We start from the raw sequence: 18,898 nt of genomic DNA, 5'->3' as shown, positions 1-18,898 counted from the left end.
ACTCTTCTCCTCTGCTACTGTCGATTAGGAGGAGTTGGGCAATGACACAGGCGGAACATACAGCCGACGCCTTCCTGCGAGGAGTGCGTGTCTTCCTAAAGCAAGATCGTGCTGGTGATATCGAACTTATTTACTGCTGGGCACAGGAACCTAATGACGCCTTCATCCTCTATAGATATCGAAGAGGACCCTCCAACGTTTTCGGGTGGCATGAACAGCTTCTCACGTCCGAAGGAGTGGAAGCCGCACTACTTCATGGTATGGATACAGCCCAAGAGCTTTCGGAACCCGTTGGAACCGCGTCTATCAAGGCTGATGAGAATGGCATCAAATGGGTCGGGCAAGCAATTCATACCAGCCAGCCGAAACTTACCTTCGAGGCAGTGACTTTATTGCGTTCCGCTATGGAACGCTAGAAGAGGTAACGCGGGGCTTCGCAGGCCCGGCGGCGTGGCCCTGTGGCCGGGAAGGGTGGCCGACGGGCATGGGGGCTGGGCGTTTACATACCCGCGAGCCCCTGTGGTACCTCCTAGTTGGGTGTGACGGCGGAGGGAGGAGGGAGCGAGCCTTTGCTCGAGCGGTGCGTGTGAGCGCATCGCGTCACTCAGCTCCGAGCACCGTGCTGTCAAGGGGTCGGTTCAGGGTCCTGCGCATGGTGTCCGACCTGATCGGCACCTACGACCGGGAGACGACCTCCGCGAGCATGAACAAGGGTGTGCGCTCGACCACGAGCGCGTTGAAGCGCGAACTGATCCTCGACGTCGCGGAGCTGGCGAACCTCCCCACACCGAGGAAGGGCCGCAAGATCGGGCGCGCGGTGATGATGTCCTCCGGTAACCGTGCCGCGATTCTGCGCACCGTCCCCTGGTTCGACGGACCCAAGGCGCTGGTGGAGTCGATCAACGCCTCCATCGCGAACCACAAAGCGGGCAAGCCCGCACCGACGACGCCGCCCCTCGTCACTACCGCCGTTATCGAGGAAGCATGACCGCAGACGACTTCGACCCGTTCGGCGGCGAGGACTCCGCACCCACCGCAGAGCACGCTCCGGCGCCAGGCGAGGAGGCAGTAACGACGCACTACGGGTCCGCGGATGAGTTCGTGCGCAAGCAGCTCATCAGCACCTACCGCCGCCGGGTGATTGCGTATGGCTCCGGGGGCGGCATGCGCTGGAAAGCGGCCTGGTGGGAAAGCAAGGAGGCGGTGCAGCGCATCGAGGCCCTGTCGCGGGCGTGGGAGGCCGCACGGCGAGACGAGACGGACGGGCCGAGCACCTGGTGGGTCAACCACTGCGACCCGCACATGAACGTGCTCCTCTCGATGGACGGGCCGTTCGCGGACTCCCGCGACGAGAACGACGTCGGAGATCCGCTGCCCTACACGCCGCCACCGGTCGGCATGTTCGAGGACGACAACCAGCCCCCGCTCTACACCGAAGTGGCAGCGGCACGGGAGGCGACGGCCTGAGCCCAGGGCAAGAGTGAAGGGGAGCATCCGACTGGATGCTCCCCTTCTTTGCGTGGCGTGCGTCAGCGTCCGAGGCGGACGCCCCCTGACCACCTGTGCACAGCCCAGCTCTCGCTGGGGCTGGCCTGCACACAGGTGGACAGCGGGACCCCGGCCGCAGTACAGATTCGGGATTTTTTGCCCGATGATGCCGGGTATGGGTTTCCTCGACAGGCTGCTGGGCCGGACCGCTCCTCGCACCAACGACGCCACGTCGAAGGAGGAGCCGAGCGCCGCGTCCCCGTTCGCGCACCGCGTTCAACTTCGCGTGAACCTCAGCACCACGATCGAGCTTGGCGTGGTGCAGCTGACGGGAACGACGACCTTCGCCCGCGAGGCGATCACGGCGCTGGCATCACGTCATCACGCCGCCGAAGGCGGCTACATCGAGACGTCCGGTTCCCTGCAACGAGAGCCCGACAACAGAGCAGACCCGTTCGCCGTAGGAGTGCATGTCGAGGGCGAGCGCATCGGCTACCTCCCCAGCTTTATCGCGCAGGAGCTCGAGCTGAGCGAGGACGGGTCAGAAGTCGTCGAAGTGCAGATCTTCACCGAACTTCTGCCCACCGGCCTGCGAGCCGAGGCATGGGCATGGCTGGGCGACGGACCCGCGCGGTGGCAGTGGTCCGCATCGAACCGACCACCCCTGTCATCACCAGCGAAAGCCGCCGCGCACCACCAGTCCTCCCGAACCATGGTTAAAGAGGCCCTCGCCGGCGGAGGAGCGCGAGCGAAGGACTTCCAGCGCGGGATGGTGAACGGAGTGCACTATCTGGAGCTGGTCGAGCCGATCAAACAGCTCAAGCGCGAAGGACGACTCGACGAAGCTCTCGTCCTGTGCACAGCAGCGATCGCCGGAGCAGAAGGCTCCCGCGACGGCCGCGAACCGGCACCCTGGTACACCGAGCAAGCCGCCATTATCTACCGCAAGCTCGGACGCCGCGACGAAGAGATCGCTGTCCTCCAGCGTTGGCTCAACCTGTGCCCGAAGGAACACCGCGACGGAACCCGCATCGGAGAACGACTTGCGAAACTGACGGTATGACCGCAGCCTCCGGGCCCTAGTCGCTGGCTCCGAGTGCTCCTCGGCCCGCGTCGACGCGCGCGCGGGAGCGGCGGTAGAACGTCGCTCGCGACACGCCCAAGTCACGCGTGACCTGGGCGACCGGATCCCCATCCGCATCGGTAGGCAGGCGCAGATGCCGGATCATGGCGCGCGGGATCGCTGTGCGAGTAGGCCCGCGGTGCTGACACGGTTGGGCTGGGGGGACGAGCGGGCCCTCTGCACAGCGGATCGCGGAGATCGAGCTCTGACAGCACGGCGCTGGTGACCACAGACACAGGACGTGATGTCTCGCCGCACGAACTCGACATTGTGCCTCCGGGAATCCCGTCGACATAATGACCGCATGCGATCACGCACGGCCGGTGCGTCCGCATCGCACTCGACGCCTGGACCGCGTCTGACCCTTTTCGGGCTCGACGAGGTCATCCACCACACCTCTGCACCTGTCTCGACTATGCGGTGCCGAGCGTGAAGGCCCGCACCCTCGCGGTCACGATCGGAGCGATCGTGCTGATCGGCGCAGGCGCGACCTTCGTGGTGGATCCCTTCCAGTGGCGGTCGGGCCCGGGATCGTCGGCCAGCGCCCCCGAGAGCAGCGCGACGCCGACTCAATCACCCGATGTGACCGACCCGACAGCAGAAGCCGTTGCGGATGCTTTGCGAGCACTGCCGGAGGATCCTGTCGCGGGGGCATCCGAGGCTCTGCGCCCCGCTGTTCAGGCCGCACCGGACGTCGCCGTGCCACCGGGCGCGACAATCGACGTTGACTCTTCCACCTGGGTGGCGACCGACGATCAGGCAGGCACGATCGCGATGTCGATGACGGTGCCCGGAGAGTCGGACCCGAGGGCCTACCTCGCATTCATGGTCGTCGAGAACGGCGTCTGGAAGCTGGACGGCACGATCGAGAGCGAGTTGCAGCAGTGAGACGCATTCGAGTCGCTCTGGTCATGCTGCTGCTCGCAGCGTTCGTCGTCGCCACGCCGCCCGCCGTCGCCTCGCCGACCGAGAACTCGTACCCGAATCTCTCCGCCGGCTGTGCGCCCCGAGGGCTCGAGCAGGCAAACGTCTGGATCAGCGACTACGAAGCCGACGGCGAGGCGAGACCAGATCCGGAATCGGGCCGAGTCGTCCCGGTGCTGATGGTCCACGGGTGGACCGGGAACTCAGCACACCTCTCAAAGCCGCTCGGCAACTTCTCGCGCACGGCCGACCTTGGCACGATCGGCGAATCGATCACCCCATCCTCTCGGACCGTGGTCGGCATCCTGCAGTACCTCGGGGATACCGACGTCTACACCTTCGATTATCACGACGCGTCGGCGCAGTGGGTCACGTCCGATCAGATCGCGGCACCGCTCGCGAACTCGATCCGGTGCCTGGCTCAGAACTCCGGCCAGAAGGTGATCGTCGTCGCGCACTCCATGGGTGGCCTCGCTGTGCGCCAAGCACTGGCCCAGGATCCTGGCCTGCTCAAGGACCTGAGCCAGGTCATCACCTTCGGAACGCCGAACACCGGATCCGACATCGCTCGTTCCGTCTCCGCGGGAGGCTCGGGCGGGTCGATCAATGCCACCGCCAGCCGCGCCTTCTCGGCGCTGCTGCGGAGCGCACTTAGCAGTTGCGGTTCCGCGACGACCACCTCACTGAACACCGGGACCCCGTGCGATTGGCTACCCGCGCAAGCGAGCGCCTTCGAATCAGATGCTGGGCGGGCGCTTCGAACTGGGTCGACGGAGCTCAGTCTGTTGAAACCATGGCCGACCGAATTGCCCGTGCACGCGCTCTACGGCGACACGACGCTGACAATGCCGCGGATGGGCTTCCTCGGTCTTCCCCTCCAGACAGAGGATGTCCGCGTCGGGGACGTCGTCGTCGGCCACGAATCGGCCACAGCACGCGCGACGACTCGGGACAGCGCCCGCTGCCGCTACACCATCAGCGCAGTGCACAGCCTCGGAGAGCAGTTCCTGCGGGACATGAAGCTGAAAACGGTCGACGAAGTCGGTCGTGACCTAATGGAAGGCGGCAATTCGCCGTGCTACCACGGGTCTTTGATGCGCACGCAGCAACTCGTGAACGCCATGATCGGATACGTCGTCGACGACGTCGACAGCCGTGGGCCGATCGAGGACGTCGTCGGCGAGCTGCTCATCCCCGCCGGTGCGTGCACCCAGTGGGAAGGGTCCCGGCCCATCCAGTTGTCCGACGGTCAGGGCGAGAACTTCGACGACGGCCAGAGTGGGACGGGCATCCTCGCAACGCGGCTCGTCGGCACCACGGATCTCACCGGGGACGGCAGACACGACGCCGTTCTTGTCGTCCAGTGCACGGGCACGCCGGCCGCGCTGTGCTGCGCCGGGCGCGCGTCGATCATGTCGACGGTGCTGGCGCTCGACCTCAGCGGCGCGACTCCCGTTCTGATCGGGACGCCTTTCTCCGGCGGCAGTCTCTCCTCCTCCGAGGGCGACGTCTACGCCAAGATCTACGACGACGGGACCGACTCCCCGCGCCTCGAGGGCACGGATGTGCTGGCGTACGAATACCCGACTTACGATCTCGAGGACCCGGACGAGGCCGAGACGATCGCCGGCTGGTTCCGCCACACATTAAAGAACGGGGAATGGACTCGAGTGAGCGAGTAGCTCAGCTCCCCGCATCCAACCCCCGCTGAACCACGATCAAGGACCTCCGACGCCTCTGCACCGACGGCACTCGAATGACCGCGACCACGTCCAGCTGGGGTACACCTCAACTAGACGTCAGACAGATCCGCGAACCACGTCCGACTAGGGTCGCTCTCGGTTTTTTCTGACACTCGTCCTTGAAACTCCTAGACTTCAACTGGACAAATAGGGGTCGGAGGCGGCATGACGGGTCAGCGAGTCGGGTACGTGCGGGTGAGCACGCTGGATCAGAGCACGCTCCGTCAGCTCGACGGCGTGATCCTGGATCGAATGTTCGAGGACAAGGCTTCCGGGAAGGACGTGAACCGTCCGCAGCTCGAAGAGATGATTGGGTTCGTCCGCGACGGGGATACGGTGCTCGTGCATTCGATGGACCGGCTTGCGAGGAACCTCGAGGACCTGCGTCGGCTAGTGCGCCGGCTGACGGACAAGCGGGTCCGGGTCGAGTTCGTCAAGGAGCAGCTGACCTTCACGGGAGAGGACAGTGCGATGGCGAACCTGCTTCTGAACATGATGGGCGCGTTCGCGGAGTTCGAGCGCGAACTCATCCGAGAGCGCCAACGCGAGGGTATCGCCCTCGCTAAGCAGCGCGGCGCTTACCGCGGACGTGCCCGCTCACTCTCGCCGGCCCAGACTGCCGAGCTACGGGAACGTGCCGCCGCCGGGGTGCCGAAGACGACGCTGGCGAAGGAGTACGGCATCAGCCGGGAGACCGTGTACGCCTACCTTCGAGTTGCTGCAACCGTCGCCGCCAACTAGCGCCAGAGCCGAAGGGCCTGGCATCTAAGGGCGGTGAGTCTTGCACCATGTTTCGCGATGAGGTGCGCCGAGGTCACCACGGCGCCAACCCCTGTAGCTCCTCGTCAGGAGCGACAGCTTCTAGCCTGGCGGCACCTCGAAGTTCCGGCGTTGCCTGTTGCCAGCCCCAGCAGGACAGGCTGCGGCAGCAGCGAGCGAAACTTACCGCGCGCAATCAATGCGTATTCCTCATTATTTGAAGGCGTTGTGAGCGGCCGCTCGTCCCAGATTGCTCTCTGCACGAGACGCCCGTGATCACCTCGTCCCCGACAGGAGTCTCTGCACGACGGCTCGGGGCAGTATGCGAGGTAGAGCAGTGGCGCTGAGTGCCGATCAGCGGCACCATCGAGAAATGGGCTTCTTCTCCTCGGCGCTGAGCAACGGACGCATCTCTTTCCCGGGGGCGTCAGAGGAGTTGGTCTTCCGGGCGGTGCTGACGGCAGCGGCGCAGTGCCGCTTGTCGGTGCAGAACGCCGATTCGACGTCCGGCTTCGTCTTGTTGCGGGCGAAGAGCTTGTACCGGCATTGGGACGGCAACCTCTCGGTGTCCGTCACCGGCGAAAGATCCGGCGCCGTAGCTACCATCTCCGGCGCCACGACGACCAACTCGCTCACCGGAGTGACGGACCCTACTTCCCAGGGAGAGCTCGGACTTGTACGGGGCCGGCTCGATACGGCGATCCGGCGAGCGGTGTCACTCGCAGGAAGCGGGAGTGCGTCGGCTACCGCAACAGGGGAACCCTCTTCGTCGGCCGTGGACGTCGATGTCCAGAACGTGACCTCGCATCAGAAGCTGTGGTCGTCCCCGTTCGGCGACAAGCGCGACAAGGCGACGGTGACTATCTTCGACGACGCCCTCGAGTGGACGCACCGAGACGTCGAGGCGTCGATTCCCGTCGGCGATATCGAGGCCGTGGACGCCGTCGACTCCCTTCAGGGCGGAGCACTGAGGATCACGGCCTACGGTAGCGAGTACGTATTCGCGTTGGACCTCCACCGAGCAAGGACCGGCGCAGCGACAGTCGAGTCGCTCATGGTGGAGCGACGCGCTTCGTCCGTTGAGGCAACCCCTGAAACGCTTACGGACGACGAGTCGCTTAAGAGGAACCCTATCGATGCAGACACCGTTGGCCCCCTTGACGAGTCGAGTCACGACGCAGCGCGGCGGATCACTTCCCTGCACGGCCTGCTGACTTCTGGTGCCATCACTCAGGAGGAGTATGACCGCAAGAAGGCGCAGCTGCTCGAGCTGCTCTGACACGGTCGTCCGCGGTCAAGCACACAAGAGCTCGCCGACAAGGAGCACGGGCGTCATCACGAGGATCGCAGTCAAGATCAACCAAGCTGCTGCGCGCGCGGCGTGTAGGTCCGATCGACGTCGAAGACCTCAGCCACTCGCCCGCGACACCAGTCACGGTGCCTGAGCGCGGCAACGCAGGCGCCCGCTCCACAAGAAAGGCCGGGCTGCGTCTCGCAACCAGTGCAGTTGATGAAAGTCGCGGGAAACAGTTGCGTTACCTAGTTCTGAGACTCACTGCTCCAAACCAGCGCGCAGGTGAGGAAGCTCCGCTTCTCTGACCAATAAGACGTCTCGAATCCATAGGGATGCGAGACAACCTATGCGCCTGTATGTACCTCGGAATGACGTCTTTGGAGTAGCGGATTACGCGCAGGCGCAGCTGAGTGCTTCTTGGACGTCCTCCGTAGTCGGTGTGCAACCTCGCCGTGGTCGATGCGCAACCTTTCCGTAGTCCATGTGCGACCTCTCCGTAGTCCATGTGCAACCTCTCCGTAGTCCATGTGCAACCTCGCCACCGCTCGCGGCGAGGAGGAGGGTGGAACCAGTTGAACCGGAGAAACATCGAAGGAGAAACATCATGGACACCACGAAGACCACGGGCAGCCAGACGACTCAGCACGGCCGGTCGTTCCAGCGCAGCAAGATTCTCGGCGGCATCGTCGCCGTCACCCTCGCCCTCGGCGTCCCGACGCTCGCCGCCGCCCCCGCGCAAGCCGACACCGTCGCGACAGCAGCCGTCACTGCCGACAGCGGCCGCACCGTCGGCACTACTGAAGCGACCAACACCGTCCCGGACCCCACTCAGTGCACCTACGGGGCTAAGGAGAAGTTCCACGAGGCGACGGGCCTCTACCCGGCCTTCAAGGGCAACGCCTATGAATGGACCGACACCGCAGCGGCAACCGGTTGGACGACCGTCCTCGATGCGCAGGCGCGTAGCATCGTCGTCTTCCAGCCCGGAGTCCAAGGCTCAGATGCGACGTACGGCCACGTCGCCTGGGTCGACTCCATCGAACAGCACCCCGACGGGCTCTACATCAACATCACCGAGCTCAACGGTGTCGCCGGCCCCGGCCAGTGGGGCACCCGCCAGGTCAAGGACGTGCCCGGCATGAGCTACATCCTCGCTCCGTAGATCCGCGGAGAAGTCCGAACGGCTGTTGCAGCACGCGCTGCAGCAGCCGTTCGCTTGTCCGTCCACCCCGCAAGGACCGAACCGACAAGCAGAACGCCTGCTTGTCGAACCACGCCGGAGCCGTGTTCATCGGATCCGCCCACTGCAGACCAGCGGCGACCGCGCACACCACGCTCTCAGGACCGGCGCCGAAGTAGCAGTACCCGTGGGTCCCTCGATCTGCAGGTGCGGCAGCATCACCACGAGACGCCAGTTAGACAGCATCTTCCACACCTGGACCGTGAAGGTCTTCGTCTCCTGCAACCGGAAGCCGTTCCCCGTCCGCACGATCCGCTCCCCCGCGAAGTCAGCCTCGGAACGCATCTGCCGCTCGAGGTCGTCGAGCGCCTCGGCTCGAGTGCGCAGCATCGCCTTCTGAATCACCGCCCCAGTGTCCCGATAGCCACCCCCTCACTGGACATTCCATCGGGCGGGCCTTACGGGACACTGCCGCCCGCACCCATGCACAGCTGTGGACTTCAGCGGTCGGTGGCGGCGTTCTGACACCGTTCCGTGCCGTAAGCCGCTGCGCGGCTTCGGCAGAAGCTTGGGGAGTGCGCCGCGGTCTCTGCGACGTCGGCAGCTCGCGAGGGTCGAGTCCGGTTAGGGAGCGGAGAGGCGGGCGGCGCGCCGGGTGCGGTGGTCTTCGCGGGCAGCGCTGACGAGGCCAGCGACGGCGGCAGCGATCAGCAGGAATTGGATCACGACGAGCACAGGTTGATCTGCCGGGTCGGTCTGCTGCGTGAGGGTTTCGCTGGCGCGGGTCGCGCCGGAGGCGAGGTAGAGGACGCAGTCGGTCAGCGCGTGCACGGCCATCGCGACCCAGAGACGGCCGGTGGCGCGGCGGACCCAGTATTAGAGGGAGCCGTTCATGGCGAGGAAGGTGACCTGGAACGCGATCGCCGGCGCCGGAACTCCCGCCCACACGCTTCCCACGACGTGCGCGAGTCCGAACACCACTGACGTAGTGAGCACGGGACTCCAAGCGCACTCTCCGTCATCAGCTCTCCGTGACGCGCGGGAAAGAGACGCCCGAAGGTTCGCTGTCCGGCTCGAGGAGTCCTTCTGAGCGCGCCTCGCGCCGGCCGGCCTCGCGCGCCTCGTCCATCAGTCGGGTGAGGGCGCGACCGCGTCGGATCCGACCGCCGAAGAGGCCGAGAACGAGCAGTACGACGGCTGCCACGACGATCAGCTGCGGCCACGGAAGCGCCCACACCACGACCTCGTCCGTGATGACGTCGGACGGGGTCGAGCCGCCGTCCGGAGCGATGGCGGAGTAGCTAGCCTCCAGCGGCAGGCCGACCGCGCCGAGCGGCCAGACCTCGGGAACTGTAACGTTCAGGACCCGTGTGTCTCCGGGGAGGAGCTCGACGAGCACACCGTCGACGTTCTCGTTGGCGCTGATACGCCGCCCGTCGTACTCGACGGCAGCCGCGACTGCGAGGCGGACGTTGCCCGTGTTGCGCAGCGTGTAGGCCAGATGGATCTGGCCAGGCCGGAGCGGATTCCACCTCGTCTGGTACTCCGCCGTCGCGGAGGTATCGAGGGCGGGAAAGACGGTGCCCGAGACGTGTGTCATGACGCGGAACCCGATCCGGCTCTCGACGCCGACGCTCGTGGCGTCGCCCTCAGCGCTCTCCGAGCGGATCGAGGCGGCGATGCCCGCCGCGTGGTCTCCCGGTTCGGCGTTCGCGGGCACAGTAATCGTGTACGGCACGACGACGGTCGTGCCCGCGGCGACCGTGACCGTGTCGGCGACGTCGATCCACGTGCCGGCCGCGATGGACGAAGTCGTTGAGGGGAGCATGCTGAAGCGGCCGGAGGGCGTCAGGTAGCCGTCGGCGGCGCTCAGGGTGAACGTGGCATCGACGCCGCCGAGGTTGCGGATGGCGAGGTGCTCGGAGCGGATCGCGCCGGGATCAAGCTCTGCTTCGACCCAGGAGCGTCCGTCGGGTCCGGAGTTGGAGGCGGGCGTGGCCGCCCAGGTGATCGCGGTGTCCGTCGGCGCCCCGGCGGCGGCCGGCGCCGCGAGGAGAGCGGAGAAGAACACGCCGAGCACGACCGCGATCGCTCGTGCGGGTCGGGTCGAGACGGTCATGTCCACTGGTCCTTTCGAGAGCTGCGGGGGCGCAGTGTCACCGCGCCCCCGCAGCAAATGGATCACTCGAACAGCGAGAGGGTGAGCTGTCCGGTGTAATCGCCGGCTTCGACGGTGGCGTCGGTGCGGAGGAAGAGGTCGGCGGACGCGGTCCACTGGCCCTCCTCGGCGACGGCGCCGGAGTCGAGCGCGAGCGCGAGCAGCTCTTGGTCGACGAGTCCGACCGCGTCGTCACCGTCGTCGAGGACGGTGTCGACCTGGTCGCCCTCGGTGACGAGTCCGGAGTCGCCGCCGTCGATCAGGCGCGGCGTCCAGCCGAAGTGGTCGGCACCGATCGGCTCCTGCCCGGCGTCGCCGGTGAACTCGCTCGCCGAGCCGAGCACGTACCAGCCGGCGCCCTCGGGGATCTCGTCCGCGGAGCGGGTGTCGGTGACGGTCACGGTGGGCAGGGTGCCGGTGAACTGGCGCACCAGCTCGGTCGAGCCGTTCTCGGCCAGGTCCGTCGAGGTGCCGGCGACGGTCATCGCGAGGACTCCCGGTTCGGTGAGCTCGGCGATCGAGACGTTGACGTCGACGTCCTGATCGCCGTAATTCTCGTCGGCGACGGCGGCTCCCGCGACAGCGGTGAGCAGCGCGGCTCCGAGGGTGACGGCGGCGCAGCGGGCCGCGAATCCGTTCGTGTTCACAGTGTCTTCTCCTTCAGAGTCGTATGTCAGTTGCAGGACGTCGCGGCGTAGGGAGCCGAGACGGTGACGGTGGCCGGTGCGCCGTCGACGGTGGCGGAGGCGGTGACGGAGACAGCGCCCGCGGGGATCGACGCGGTGCGGGTCGAGAACGCGTGGGACGCGCTCTTGCCCGCTGCGACCGAGGGGAACGACTTGCTGCCGAAAGCGGATGTCGCCGTCATCGCGACCGGGAACCCGTTCCCGTTCAGCGCCTGCACCGTCACGAGAGCCTTGCCCGCCACGCACTTCGTCGCGGCGGTCGCCGTGACGTTGAGTGCCGGCACCTCGGCCTGCGCGAGAGCGACCTGGTCGAGCGTCCAGAACGCACTGTTCTGACCGGTGTAGCGGAAGCGGAACTGCGCGCTCTGCGCGCCGGCGGGCACCGCGATCTCGACGGACTCGTTCGCGTTCGTGTTCGCGGTGTAGCTCTTCACGGCGACGGGTGCCGCTCCGTCGAAGCTGACCGAGACGGCGGCGGTCTGCGGGCCGTCGATCACGTAGTCGGTCGCGTAGGTGAGAGTGGCGGTCGCGGCCCCGGTCAGCGGGTAGGCAGGGCTGATGAGCGTGGAGTCGAACTGGCCGGCGGCGTGGGCCTTGTCGTCCCACTCGTCGGAGTCGGCGACGGCGAAGACGTCGCGCGAGCGGACGTTCGTCTCGCGCTTCTGCCCCGGCTCGACGCTGGTGAAGAACGAGTCGGTCGCGAAGGACCATCCGGCCCACTCGGTGACCCCGCCGGCGGGCATCGCGGAGTTGTCGATGCTCCATCCGGCCGGGGTTGAGTGGGTCCAGCCGAGCAGACCTGCTGCGGGACGGGTCTCGTCGACCTTGGGCTGGAGGACGCCGCGGAGGGTGTCGAACTCATCGGGCTTGAGGGCGGACAGGGCGGAGCCGTCGAGGTTCCAGCGCGGGTCCTTCGCGATGCCGTTCGCGGCTAGGACGGTCGCGGAAATGTCGACGATCTTGACGTCATTGCGCTTCGATCCGGCGGGGATGCCCGGACCGGCGGCGATGACGAAGGTCTTGCGCTCGGCGAGGGTGTTCCCGCCGTGCCCGCCCGTGGGCGTGTGGCCGTGGTCGGCCGTGACGAGGATCGTCCACTGCTCCGAGGCGTAGCTCGGGCGGGCCTTCACGGCGGCGACGAGCTCGCCGAGCTGAGCGTCCGCGCGGATGAGTGCCGTCGCGTAGGCCGCACCGTTCGTGCCGACGGAGTGGCCGGCTCCGTCGACCTCGTCAAGGTGGACGAAGGTGTTGTCGGGGTTGCCGTTGCGCAGGTAGTCGACGGCGGTCGAGGTGGTCTGCACGTCTCCGCCGCCGGTGCTGCGCACATCGACGGAGGGGCCGAAGATCGTCTGCGCGACCGGCGACCAGGTCGCCACCACCAGGCTCGACCGAGCGGAGTCGGCGGCCTCGATCCGGCTCAGGTAGTCGGGGTACTGCGCGAACTTCGGGGCGGTGAAGTTGTTGTCGACGACGTTGTGCTTGTCGGGCCAGACGCCGGTGGCGATCGTGGACCAGCCCGGGCCGGACACCGTGCCCGACATGGGCGCGGCGTAGAGGTTGCTGGTGGCGGTCAGGCCGTCGGCGCGGAGGCCGTCGAGATTCGGCATGTCGGCGGCGTCGAACTGATCGAAGGACGCGCCGTCGATGCCGACGACCAGCGTCTTGGCGGTCTGCGTGCCGGAGGGCAGGCCGTTGTAGGCGGTACCGGCGGCGGACGCGGCGGACGGCGCGGCGAGCAGTGCGCCGCCGACCACCGCCGTCGCGCAGACAGCACCGAGCGTGCGGGAGAACAGAGACATCATCCACTCCAGAGGGGATCGTCGAGACGGAACCGCGCGATCGAGGTGTCGAATCACGCATCTCCAGGGTGCCCACATATCTACCTATCCTGGTACGGAAGGGCAAGATATAGATACACGTTAAGGACGTATTCATGCGGCGGCGATCGATTCGGCCCTGCGGGGAGCTGCGCAGGTGAACGACCTCGCGCGAGGTCGGCGTCAGCGGGGTGAGACGGCGATGCGGACGGGCCCGCCGACGCCGGCGCGCCGGATGCCGTCGTCGAGGTGGTCGAGGGGGACGGTGTCGCCGACCAGCTCGGCGAAGGGCCAGGACCGCCAGCGATCGATGACGTAGTCGGTGGCGGCGGCGAGCTGGAGGGGTGCGTAGTTGTGCACACCGCGGATCGTGAGCAGCGAGCGCACGACCCGCTCCGGGTCGAGTGCGACCGCCTCGGAGGGGGACACGCTGCCCACGAGGACGACGACGCCGCCGATCCCCGCTGATGCGAATGAGGTCGCGACCGCGGCGGCAGACCCCGACGCTTCGAGGACGACATCGAACTCGCCCGTGGCGGTCCCGGGCGCCAGGGCCTGCGCGGCGCCGAAGCGGCGAGCGAGGTCCCGGCGAGCGGGGCCGGGGTCGACGACCGTGACGGAAGCCCCGCGGTCGACCGCCATGGCCGTGGCGGTCAGTCCGATCAGCCCGGCGCCGCTGATGAGCACCTCCGCGCCCTCGAGGGCGCGGATCTGCTCGGCGGCGGCGAGGGCGGCGAAGGCCGTGGCGGTGCCGCAGGAGACCGGCGCCAGCACCGCCGCGGGGATGTCGTCGGGCACGCGGACGATCGGGGTCCCGGCGAGGAGGTGGGTGTGGGTCGCGAATCCGCCCGACAGTGCCCAGCGGTCCTCGATCCGCTCGTGTCCGTACTTGCGGAGGGTGCGGCACTTCTGGCTCCTGCCGGAGCGGCAGCGGTCGCAGTCACCGCAGCTCGCGGCGATCGACCAGAGTACGCGGTCGCCGACCCGCACCGGTGAGCCGTCGACGGCAACGACGGGCGTGGCGCCGAGCGCGACGACGCGTCCGACCTGCTCGTGTCCGAGGACGAGAGGCGCCGGAGCCGACCGGTGACCGCGTGCGGTGTGCACGTCGGATCCGCAGATCGTGGCCAGCTCCACCTCCACGAGCACTTCGCCGGGCGCGAGCTGGACGCTGACGAATGCGACGGCTTCGTGTTGTCGATCGACCGCCATCCACACCATGGCGGTCGCGGAGGGGTTCAGCTCGACCCGGACGGAGGTGCCCGCAGGACGAGCCAGGACGGTCATCGGCCGGCGAGGGTGAGGGAGTGCAGGGCGGTGACGTTGTCGATGACAGCGTCGGCTCCGGCCTCGTCGAGCCGCGCGCGGTCGTGGGCGCCGGACAGCACTCCGACGACGAGCCCGGCTCCTGCGGCACGGCCGGAGAGGACGTCGCTCGCGGTGTCGCCGACGACGGCGACGGCGCTCATCGCGCTGACTCCTGCGCGCAGGGCCGCGGCGAGCACCAGGTCGGGAGCCGGGCGCCCCCGACCGGCGTCGACGGGCGAGAGGGCGATGTCGACCAGGTCGGCCCAGCCGAGCGCCTCGAGGATCGCGTCGCGGGTGACCGGCGCGAAGCCCGTGGTGAGGGCGACGGCGATACCGGAGGCGCGCAGCGACCGGATGACGTCTTCCGCACCCGGGAGGGGAGCGGCTGCGCCCTCGGCGATCAGCTCGGCGTAGGCGTCCTCGAAGGCGGCCGTCGCTCGCTCCGCCGCCGCCGTGTCGCCACCGGCGAGGTGGGTGAAGACGTCGATCTTCGACTGCCCCATGGTGTGCCGGACGTACTCGAGAGCCTCCGCCCAGGGCAGGCGGTCGGCGACTCCGGTGCGCTCGGCGGCGCGCTGGAACGCCTGCTCGACGACTCCGTCGTCGGTGACGGTGGTGCCGGCCATGTCCAGCACGACGAGCTCGATGCCCGTCAGGGCCGGACCGAGGGTCGTGGGGGCGGGGGTGGGAGTGGTCATCGGATGCCTTCCGCGGTGACGAGAGTGGGGGTGGAGGTGGTGTCGAATCGGCCGGCGAGGACGGTCTCGGTCAGTCCGAGGCCGGTCGTCATGCCGATGCCCGTGGTGACGGTCAGGACGAGCACGCCCGGGGCCGGTTCGGCGACGAGGAACTCGTCGCGACCGCTCGCGTACACGCCCTGCCACCGTTCGATCACCCGTGCGGGTGCTCCGAACAGGCGCTCGGTCTCGGTGAGGAGCAGGTCGGCCACCGTCTCGGGCTGGAAGGGCTCGGGGCTGACGGAGCGGTGGTGGGAGTCGCCGACGACGACGGAGCCGTCGGGCAGCTGGGTGTACATCTGGTTGAGGTCGATCCCCGCGAGATCGGGTCGGCCGGCGTGCAGACGCGCCCGCACGGCGGCGGCCTCGGGCAGGGTCGCGAACCCGCTGTACCGGATCAGCGACCAGCCGGTGAGGAGCGGGGCGCTCAGCGGTGCGGCGAGCGGGAGCTCCACGCGCATCATGTCGAGCGAGCAGCGCAGCACGTCGTTCGCCTCCGCCAGCTCGGGGAAGAGCTGGTCGATGTCGTGGTTGACGGCGACCACGATCGTGTCGGCCGCGATGTCCCCGCGACTGGTCTGGACGACGCCCTCGCGGACGCGCCCGACGGCGGTGCGCATCCGGAACTCGACGCCGAGGGCGCCGAGGTACCGCACGATCGCGGCGGCGGCCGAGCGGGGATCCGTCTGCAGGTCGTAGGGCAGCACAGCGCCGCCGACGACGTCGCCGGGAGCGACGGGGACGGCGGAGGTCGTCTCGCGGGCGTCGAGCAGGCGGATCTCGGTGCCGTCGCCGAATCCGACGGCGGGCCGCTCGGCCGCAGCGGCCAGCAGCGCCAGCTCGTCCTCGTGCCGGGCGACGATGTGCGTGCCGTTCTGCCGGAGCCAGAAGCCGGCGTCGCGGGCGAGCCGCAGCCACGCCTCCCGGGCGGCGAGGCTGTAGGTCAGCGCCTCGCCGCTCTGCGGAGTGAAGCAGAGGTGCCCGAAGTTGCGCACCGTCGCGCCGACGGGCTCGGCGGTCCGGTCGAGCACGACGACGCGGAGTCCGCGTCTCGCGGCGGCGTACGCGGCACCGAGGCCGACGATGCCGGAGCCGACAACGGCGACGTCGTACCGCCCGCTCATCGGAACACCCGGCGCAGCCACATCGCGAGCCCCTCGACCAGCAGCACGGTCACCAGGATCATCAGCACGATCGCGGTCACGGTGGCGTAGTTCGAGCCCTGCGCGGCGTTCAGCAGGTAGTAGCCGATGCCGCCACCGCCGACGATGCCCAGCAGTGTCGCCGCCCGGATGTTCGTGTCGAGCAGGTAGAAGGTGTGCCCCAGCATCGCTCTCGCGCCCTGCGGCAGGGTCGCTCCCGCGTAGACCTGGAAGCGGGTGGCGCCGGTCGCCGTGAGCGCCCGCTCGGGCCCGGCGTCGACCTCCTCGAGGGAGTCGGCGATCAGCTTGCCGAGCAGTCCGATGCCGCCGACTGCCAGCGCGATGGTGCCGGCCTGGGTGCCGAGACCCGAGATGACGATGAGCACGATCGCGAGGATCAGCTCGGGCACTCCCCGCACCGCGACCAGGAGCAGCCGGAATCCGCCGCGCGCGGTGGGGTTCGGTGCCACGTTGCGGGCGGCGAGGGAGCCGATCACGATCGACGCGAGGAGCGTCAGCAGGGTCGCGGCGAGAGCGATCGCGATGGTCTCACGCATGGCCTCGACCATCTGCGCCGTGTCGTAGCTCCCGAACGACGGCGGCCAGAACTGCACGGCCACCGCGGGGATCCGCGCCCAGAACGTCGCGAAGTCGCTCCACGTGATGTCGCTGACGACGACACCGCCGACGACCGCCGCGACAGCGACGACGCCCGCGATCGCGGTGCGGAGTCGCGCCGGCGTCCACGGCCGGTGCAGCGCCGTCTCCGGGGTGGCAGCCGCGAGCGGGGCGGAGGGTGCCGCCGGATCGCGGCGGCGGAGGCGCCGCATCATCGCGTCGACAGGCCCGGAGGAGGGAGCCCCCTTGCCGAGCATGGCGGTGCGGACGGAGCTCGAGACGATCTCCATCGCCACGCAGAGCGCAAAGATGACGATCGCGATGCCGATGCCGCGTCCGTACTGCAGCGACTTGAAGGCGTACGACATCTCGAGGCCGAGGCCGGCGACTCCCACATACCCGAGGATCACGGAGCCGCGCAGGTTGATGTCGTTGCGGTGCAGCACTGTCGCGACCCAGGAGGGGAGGACCTGCGGCAGGACACCGGAGGTGAACTCCTGCAGCTTCGAGCCGCCGGCGGCGCGGATCGCCAGCCGGGGGCCCTCGTCGATCTGCTCGATCGCGTCTGCGAACAGCTTCGAGATCATTCCCACCGAGTGCAGGCCGATCGCGAGGATGCCCGGCAGGGAGCCGAGGGAGAAGAGGAGGACGAACACCATCGCCAGCACCACATCGGGGACCGCCCTGGCGAGGACCCCGAGGAAGCGGGCCGCCGCACGCCAGCCGTTGCCCGGAGTGGTGTTCGAGGCGGCGAGATACGCGAGCGGGACCGAGAGGACCGCGGCGAGGAGCGTTCCGGTGAGGACGAGGCCGAGCGTCAGCGCGGTCAGGGCGAGGAGCTCGGGGGCGTCGGGGAAGGTGATCGCCCCGACGCGGACGAAGAAGCGCTCGGCGTTCGAGAGCGACTGGATCATCCGCGGGACGGAGATGTCGATCTCGACCAGGGCGCCGATCGAGACGACGACCAGGGCGACGAGCGTGAGGACCGCGGCGATCCGCTCGGGCGAGCGGCGAGGGCGCGGCGCACGCTCGGCGACGTCCGCCGGACGGGTCCCGGAGCGCAGGCGCGGAGGGGCCGTGGCCGTCACAGTGCCGCCTCCGGGGTGAGGAGCTCGTTCTGCACGGCCTGCAGCTCGGAGGTCGTCGTGGCGACGCGACCGTAGATCTCCATCACCTCGGCCTTGCTGAGGCCGGCGGCGGGGGTGTCGAGGACGACGGCACCGTGACGGAGGCCGACGATGCGGTCGGCCCACGAGATGGCGAGGTCGACCTGGTGCAGGCTGCAGATCACCGTGAGCCCCTCCTCCGCCGCGATCTCGCGGATGAGGCTCATCACCTGATCGCTCGACTCGGGGTCGAGGGAGGCGACCGGCTCGTCGGCGAGGAGGATGCTCGGGTTCTGCATGAGTGCACGGGCGATGGCGACGCGCTGCTGCTGTCCGCCCGAGAGGGTGTCGGCGCGCTGGTAGGCGCGCTCAAGGAGTCCGACTCGGTCGAGGTGCTGCAGGGCGCGCAGCTTCTTCGACTTCGGGTAGCTCCACAGTCCCAGGCGCGGGCCGCGCAGCTCGGCGAGGGCGCCGGTCAGCACGTTCTCGAGCACGGTCAGCGACGGCACGAGCTCGAACTGCTGGAAAATGAAGCCGACCCGGCCCCGCAGCTCCCGCAGTCGTCGTCCGCGGAGGGCCGGCACCTCCTCGCCGAGCACAGCGACGGATCCGCTCGTGGGGATCTCGAGGGCGTCGAGATGGCGCAGGAGGGTGGACTTGCCCGACCCGGAGAGGCCGAGGAGGACGACGATCTCGCCGCGGCGGACCGTGAGCGACACACCGTCCAAGGCGGTCGTGGTGCCGAACCTCTTGGTGACGTCGGTGATCGTGACCACCGTGTCGGTCGTCGAGTCGGAAGTCGTCGTCATGGCAGTC

At 68.2% G+C, this 18,898-nt stretch carries 19 protein-coding genes; 9 read left to right on the top strand and 10 right to left on the bottom strand.

The window, feature by feature from the left end; genetic code table 11:
* Positions 1–41 precede the first annotated feature (41 nt).
* The 9 genes from C5D66_RS16880 to C5D66_RS13440 all read left to right on the top strand — a co-directional run bounded on the left by C5D66_RS16880 (position 42) and on the right by C5D66_RS13440 (position 8,492).
* Complete coding sequence (locus tag C5D66_RS16880; RefSeq protein WP_146079313.1) at positions 42–416, top strand: hypothetical protein; 375 nt, start codon at positions 42–44, stop codon at positions 414–416.
* A gap of 236 nt (positions 417–652) precedes the next feature.
* Positions 653–988: a hypothetical protein gene (locus C5D66_RS13475; protein ID WP_104256133.1), complete on the top strand. Its 336-nt coding sequence runs from the start codon at positions 653–655 to the stop codon at positions 986–988.
* Positions 985–1,467, top strand: a complete 483-nt coding sequence (locus C5D66_RS13470; protein WP_104256134.1) for a DUF4913 domain-containing protein — start codon at positions 985–987, stop codon at positions 1,465–1,467. The genes C5D66_RS13475 and C5D66_RS13470 overlap by 4 nt, the downstream gene beginning before the upstream one ends.
* Before the next feature lie 196 nt (positions 1,468–1,663).
* Positions 1,664–2,551 (top strand): HIRAN domain-containing protein, encoded by an 888-nt coding sequence (locus C5D66_RS13465; protein WP_104317806.1) that lies wholly within the window; start codon positions 1,664–1,666, stop codon positions 2,549–2,551.
* 489 nt (positions 2,552–3,040) lie between these two features.
* The gene (locus C5D66_RS13460) at positions 3,041–3,499 is read left to right on the top strand and encodes a hypothetical protein (protein ID WP_146079314.1); all 459 of its coding nucleotides are present in this window, start codon (positions 3,041–3,043) and stop codon (positions 3,497–3,499) included.
* Positions 3,500–3,522: 23 nt separating this feature from the next.
* Positions 3,523–5,217, top strand: a complete 1,695-nt coding sequence (locus C5D66_RS13455; protein WP_104256137.1) for a triacylglycerol lipase — start codon at positions 3,523–3,525, stop codon at positions 5,215–5,217.
* Between the two features lie 225 nt (positions 5,218–5,442).
* Positions 5,443–6,018, top strand: a complete 576-nt coding sequence (locus tag C5D66_RS13450) for a recombinase family protein (RefSeq protein ID WP_104256138.1) — start codon at positions 5,443–5,445, stop codon at positions 6,016–6,018.
* A gap of 391 nt (positions 6,019–6,409) precedes the next feature.
* Positions 6,410–7,315 carry an SHOCT domain-containing protein gene (locus C5D66_RS13445; protein ID WP_104256139.1) on the top strand — a complete coding sequence of 302 codons (906 nt, stop codon included), beginning with the start codon at positions 6,410–6,412 and terminating at the stop codon, positions 7,313–7,315.
* A 619-nt stretch (positions 7,316–7,934) separates the two neighbouring features.
* A complete protein-coding gene (locus C5D66_RS13440; protein ID WP_219814229.1) occupies positions 7,935–8,492 on the top strand; it encodes a CHAP domain-containing protein in 558 nt (185 codons plus the stop codon).
* Positions 8,493–8,618: 126 nt separating this feature from the next.
* Here C5D66_RS13440 and C5D66_RS13435 read toward each other — a convergent pair whose 3' ends face one another.
* The 10 genes from C5D66_RS13435 to phnC all read right to left on the bottom strand — a co-directional run bounded on the left by C5D66_RS13435 (position 8,619) and on the right by phnC (position 18,891).
* A complete protein-coding gene (locus C5D66_RS13435; protein WP_104256141.1) occupies positions 8,619–8,915 on the bottom strand; it encodes a hypothetical protein in 297 nt (98 codons plus the stop codon).
* Between the two features lie 219 nt (positions 8,916–9,134).
* Positions 9,135–9,347 (bottom strand): hypothetical protein, encoded by a 213-nt coding sequence (locus tag C5D66_RS13430; RefSeq protein ID WP_146083188.1) that lies wholly within the window; start codon positions 9,345–9,347, stop codon positions 9,135–9,137.
* Between the two features lie 184 nt (positions 9,348–9,531).
* Positions 9,532–10,629: a hypothetical protein gene (locus C5D66_RS13425; RefSeq protein WP_181067902.1), complete on the bottom strand. Its 1,098-nt coding sequence runs from the start codon at positions 10,627–10,629 to the stop codon at positions 9,532–9,534.
* A 62-nt stretch (positions 10,630–10,691) separates the two neighbouring features.
* A complete protein-coding gene (locus tag C5D66_RS13420) occupies positions 10,692–11,315 on the bottom strand; it encodes a hypothetical protein (protein ID WP_104256143.1) in 624 nt (207 codons plus the stop codon).
* 26 nt (positions 11,316–11,341) lie between these two features.
* Positions 11,342–13,153, bottom strand: coding sequence for an alkaline phosphatase family protein (locus tag C5D66_RS13415; protein ID WP_258063876.1), 1,812 nt, complete (start codon positions 13,151–13,153; stop codon positions 11,342–11,344).
* 201 nt (positions 13,154–13,354) lie between these two features.
* On the bottom strand, positions 13,355–14,458 hold the full coding sequence (locus tag C5D66_RS13410) for an alcohol dehydrogenase catalytic domain-containing protein (RefSeq protein WP_104256144.1): 1,104 nt from the start codon (positions 14,456–14,458) through the stop codon (positions 13,355–13,357).
* A complete protein-coding gene (locus C5D66_RS13405) occupies positions 14,455–15,177 on the bottom strand; it encodes a phosphonatase-like hydrolase (RefSeq protein ID WP_104256145.1) in 723 nt (240 codons plus the stop codon). Before C5D66_RS13405 ends, C5D66_RS13410 begins: the two co-directional genes overlap by 4 nt.
* Positions 15,174–16,340, bottom strand: coding sequence for a TIGR03364 family FAD-dependent oxidoreductase (locus C5D66_RS13400; RefSeq protein ID WP_104256146.1), 1,167 nt, complete (start codon positions 16,338–16,340; stop codon positions 15,174–15,176). The genes C5D66_RS13405 and C5D66_RS13400 overlap by 4 nt, the downstream gene beginning before the upstream one ends.
* Positions 16,337–18,064: an ABC transporter permease gene (locus C5D66_RS13395; protein ID WP_258063877.1), complete on the bottom strand. Its 1,728-nt coding sequence runs from the start codon at positions 18,062–18,064 to the stop codon at positions 16,337–16,339. Before C5D66_RS13395 ends, C5D66_RS13400 begins: the two co-directional genes overlap by 4 nt.
* Positions 18,061–18,891, bottom strand: a complete 831-nt coding sequence (gene phnC, locus C5D66_RS13390; protein ID WP_104256147.1) for a phosphonate ABC transporter ATP-binding protein — start codon at positions 18,889–18,891, stop codon at positions 18,061–18,063. The genes C5D66_RS13395 and phnC overlap by 4 nt, the downstream gene beginning before the upstream one ends.
* Between the last annotated feature and the right edge of the window lie 7 nt (positions 18,892–18,898).

The organism is Rathayibacter sp. AY1B4, assembly GCF_002932815.1.
Lineage (GTDB): Bacteria > Actinomycetota > Actinomycetes > Actinomycetales > Microbacteriaceae > Rathayibacter.
Note: the sequence above shows the minus strand (reverse complement) of the source record. Positions and strands in the feature narration are given on the sequence as shown.

Bases quoted from the DNA above. Each gene is read 5' to 3' on its own strand.
- C5D66_RS13465 (WP_104317806.1), top strand. From the start codon at position 1,664: ATGGGTTTCCTCGACAGGCTGCTGGGCCGGACCGCTCCTCGCACCAAC.
- C5D66_RS13450 (WP_104256138.1), top strand. From the start codon at position 5,443: ATGACGGGTCAGCGAGTCGGGTACGTGCGGGTGAGCACGCTGGATCAG.
- C5D66_RS13440 (WP_219814229.1), top strand. From the start codon at position 7,935: ATGGACACCACGAAGACCACGGGCAGCCAGACGACTCAGCACGGCCGG.
- C5D66_RS13425 (WP_181067902.1), bottom strand. From the start codon at position 10,629: ATGACCGTCTCGACCCGACCCGCACGAGCGATCGCGGTCGTGCTCGGC.
- C5D66_RS13410 (WP_104256144.1), bottom strand. From the start codon at position 14,458: ATGACCGTCCTGGCTCGTCCTGCGGGCACCTCCGTCCGGGTCGAGCTG.
- C5D66_RS16880 (WP_146079313.1), top strand. From the start codon at position 42: ATGACACAGGCGGAACATACAGCCGACGCCTTCCTGCGAGGAGTGCGT.
- C5D66_RS13475 (WP_104256133.1), top strand. From the start codon at position 653: ATGGTGTCCGACCTGATCGGCACCTACGACCGGGAGACGACCTCCGCG.
- C5D66_RS13415 (WP_258063876.1), bottom strand. From the start codon at position 13,153: ATGTCTCTGTTCTCCCGCACGCTCGGTGCTGTCTGCGCGACGGCGGTG.
- C5D66_RS13400 (WP_104256146.1), bottom strand. From the start codon at position 16,340: ATGAGCGGGCGGTACGACGTCGCCGTTGTCGGCTCCGGCATCGTCGGC.
- C5D66_RS13455 (WP_104256137.1), top strand. From the start codon at position 3,523: ATGCTGCTGCTCGCAGCGTTCGTCGTCGCCACGCCGCCCGCCGTCGCC.
- phnC (WP_104256147.1), bottom strand. From the start codon at position 18,891: ATGACGACGACTTCCGACTCGACGACCGACACGGTGGTCACGATCACC.
- C5D66_RS13405 (WP_104256145.1), bottom strand. From the start codon at position 15,177: ATGACCACTCCCACCCCCGCCCCCACGACCCTCGGTCCGGCCCTGACG.
- C5D66_RS13470 (WP_104256134.1), top strand. From the start codon at position 985: ATGACCGCAGACGACTTCGACCCGTTCGGCGGCGAGGACTCCGCACCC.
- C5D66_RS13445 (WP_104256139.1), top strand. From the start codon at position 6,410: ATGGGCTTCTTCTCCTCGGCGCTGAGCAACGGACGCATCTCTTTCCCG.
- C5D66_RS13430 (WP_146083188.1), bottom strand. From the start codon at position 9,347: ATGGCCGTGCACGCGCTGACCGACTGCGTCCTCTACCTCGCCTCCGGC.